Source organism: Pseudooceanicola lipolyticus (genome assembly GCF_002786325.1).
In the GTDB taxonomy this organism is placed as follows: Bacteria; Pseudomonadota; Alphaproteobacteria; order Rhodobacterales; family Rhodobacteraceae; genus Pseudooceanicola_C; species Pseudooceanicola_C lipolyticus.
The window spans coordinates 1-2,916 of the sequence record NZ_PGTB01000279.1; the positions used below are offsets into that span (position 1 = coordinate 1).

Genomic DNA, 2,916 nt, shown 5'->3' on the forward strand with positions numbered 1-2,916 from the left:
GCTGGGCCTGAGGCTGGTGCCACCGCTGCTGTTGACCGGGCTGCTGGCCGGCTTTGCGCTGGCGCCGGGGCTGAGCTTTGCCCTGCTCTGCCTGCTGGCGGTGGCGCTGCTGTGGCTGTTTCTGACGCTGAAACTGCTCGCGGCTGCGGTGACGCTGGCCATGCCCCGCCGCGATCCCACCCGCCTGCGCCCCGACACCCGGCGCGCGCAGCGCCCGAAAGTGTCGGTGATGGTGCCGCTCTACCGCGAACGGGAAATTGCCGGCGCGCTGATCCGGCGGCTGGCGCGGCTGACCTATCCGAAATCGCTGCTCGACCTGGTGCTGGTGCTTGAAGAGGGCGACCATGTCACCCGCGAGGCGATCCGCGGCGCCCGGCTGCCTCCGTGGATCCGCGTGGTCGAGGTGCCGGCCCATGGCCGGCTGACCACCAAGCCGCGCGCGATGAACTACGCGCTGGATTTCTGCCGGGGCGAAATTATCGGCGTCTGGGATGCCGAGGATGCCCCGGCGCCGGACCAGATCGAACGGGTGGTGGCGCATTTCGCCACCGCGCCGTCCGATGTCGCCTGCCTGCAGGGGGTGCTGGATTTCTACAACCCGCGCACCAACTGGCTGGCGCGCTGTTTCACCGCCGAATATGCCGCGCTGTTCCGGATGATCCTGCCCGGCCTGGCGCGGATGCGACTGGTGGTGCCGCTGGGCGGCACCACCGTGTTCGTGCGGCGCGACCGGCTGGAGGAGTTGGGCGGCTGGGATGCCCATAACGTGACCGAGGATGCCGATCTGGGCGTGCGCCTGTGCCGCGCCGGTTACCGGACCGAGGTGATCGACACGGTGACCTGCGAAGAGGCCAATTGCCGCCCGCTGCCCTGGATCAAGCAGCGGTCGCGCTGGCTGAAAGGCTATCTGATCACCTATCTGGTGCATATGCGCAACCCGCTGCGCCTGCTGCGCGAATTGGGCGGCCGCGGCTTCCTCAGCTTTCAGGCGTTTTTCCTCGGCACGCTCAGCCAGTTTCTGCTGGCGCCGGTGTTGTGGTCGTTCTGGCTGGTGATGCTGGGGCTGCCGCACCCGGCCGAGGCGCTGCTGCCGGCGCCGGCGATTGCGGCGCTGGCGGTGTTCTTCGTCGCCGCCGAACTGGCAACCATGGCAATTGCCCTGATCGCGGTGCGCCGGGCCGGCAAGGCCTATCTGATCCCGTTCATCCCGTCGCTGATCTTCTATTTCCCGCTGGGCGCGCTGGCCGCCTATAAGGCGCTGCTGGAACTGGCGCTGGCGCCGTTCTACTGGGACAAGACGCGCCACGGCCAGGCGGCGGCGGAGACCGATATCTGACACGCTCAGTCGCGGCGTTCGCGCTGGTCGGCATCCTGTTTCAGCCGGGTCATGAAGGCGACCGAGATATGATCCTGCAGCGCCTTTTCCGCCGCCTCCTCGTTGCGCGCGGCGATGGCGGCGACGATCGCCTTGTGTTCCTTCTGGGCGATCTCGCCGCGCCCCTCGGCCGCCAGCGAGGTGGTCGCCATCAGCGCCATCGACCGGTGCACCAGGTCGAGCTGCTGGACCAGATAGCGGTTGTGCGAGGCCAGGTGAATTTGCTGGTGAAACCGCCGGTTGGCCCGCGCCAGCGCCGCCGGGTCGCCGATCAGCTTGTCATCGGCCTGCACCATCTCGCGCAAGACCGCGATCTCTTCGGCATTGGCATGCCGCGCCGCCAGCCGCGCCGCCAGCCCTTCCAGCTCGCGCCGGACGACGTAAAGTTCGCCCATCTGGTTGTGATCCAGCGAGGCGACGATCAGCGACCGCCCGTCGCGCGCCACCAGCGATTGCGTCTCGAGCCGTTGCAGCGCCTCGCGGATCGGCGTGCGCGACACCCCGAACCGGTCGGCCAGGTCGCTTTCCACCAGCCGGTCGCCCGGCCGGTAGACGCCGGAATCAATCGCCTCCAAAATCAGGGAATAGGCGTCGGCCGGTGAAGGCTTGGTCTGGGTCATGGGCAGTCCCGGCTTGTCCGATCCCGGTATCTGTACCCGCCGAGGCCGGATGCAACAAGCCTGCCGTTGAAACGCCCGCCGCACCGGCGTAAAGCATCGCCATGGTCAAAGCCGCGTTTTCCCATGTCTCCGCCTGGGTGTTCGACCTCGACAACACCCTGTACCCGCCGCAGGCCCGCCTGTTCGACCAGATCGAGGTGCGGATGACGCAATTCGTGATGGAATCGCTGAAGGTGGGCCGGGACGAGGCCGACCGGCTGCGCACACATTACTGGCGCACCTATGGCACCACCCTGGCCGGGCTGATGCGCGAACATGGCGTTGACCCGGCGCCCTACCTGACCACCGTGCATGACATCTCGCTCGACCATCTGGAAGCCGATGCCGAGCTGGCCGCGCATATCCGCGATCTGCCGGGCCGGCGCATCGTCTATACCAATGGCAGCGGCCCCTATGCCGAGCGGGTGCTGACCGCGCGCGGGCTGTCGGGCCTGTTCGATGCGGTCTATGGCGTGGAACATGCCGGGTTCCGGCCCAAGCCCGAGCGCGCGGCCTTCGAGGCGATCTTTGCCCAGGCCAAGATCGATCCCGCGATGGCGGCGATGTTCGAGGATGATCCGCGCAACCTGGCGGCGCCGCACGCGATGGGGATGCGCACGGTGCATGTGGCGCCCGCGCCGTTCGAGGCGGCGCATATCCACCACCATACCGACGATCTGAGCGGCTTCCTGGCGCGCCTGCTGTAAGCAGAGCGCGGGGGTTTGTCCTGCCTGGCACAATCCGCTATGGCTGCGGGGAACAGCGGATGGCGGTGATGGACGCACAGTACGACATCGTGGTCTCGGGCGGCGGGCCCGCCGGGCTGACCGCCGCGGCGGCGTTCGGCGCCGCCGGGTTCCGGGTGATCTGCCTGGACCCGGC

3 protein-coding genes are annotated in these 2,916 nt (G+C 68.2%); 2 read left to right on the plus strand and 1 reads right to left on the minus strand.

Going from position 1 to position 2,916, the window contains the following annotated elements:
- Positions 1–1,336 (plus strand): glycosyltransferase (locus tag CVM52_RS24905; protein ID WP_100164968.1); only part of this gene is annotated, 1,336 nt, incomplete at its 5' end.
- A 5-nt stretch (positions 1,337–1,341) separates the two neighbouring features.
- Here CVM52_RS24905 and CVM52_RS24910 read toward each other — a convergent pair.
- Positions 1,342–1,995 carry a GntR family transcriptional regulator gene (locus tag CVM52_RS24910; protein WP_100164969.1) on the minus strand — a complete coding sequence of 218 codons (654 nt, stop codon included), beginning with the start codon at positions 1,993–1,995 and terminating at the stop codon, positions 1,342–1,344.
- A gap of 101 nt (positions 1,996–2,096) precedes the next feature.
- Here CVM52_RS24910 and CVM52_RS24915 point away from each other — a divergent pair, with 101 nt between their 5' ends.
- A complete protein-coding gene (locus tag CVM52_RS24915; RefSeq protein ID WP_100164970.1) occupies positions 2,097–2,741 on the plus strand; it encodes a pyrimidine 5'-nucleotidase in 645 nt (214 codons plus the stop codon).
- The last annotated feature ends 175 nt before the right edge of the window (positions 2,742–2,916 follow it).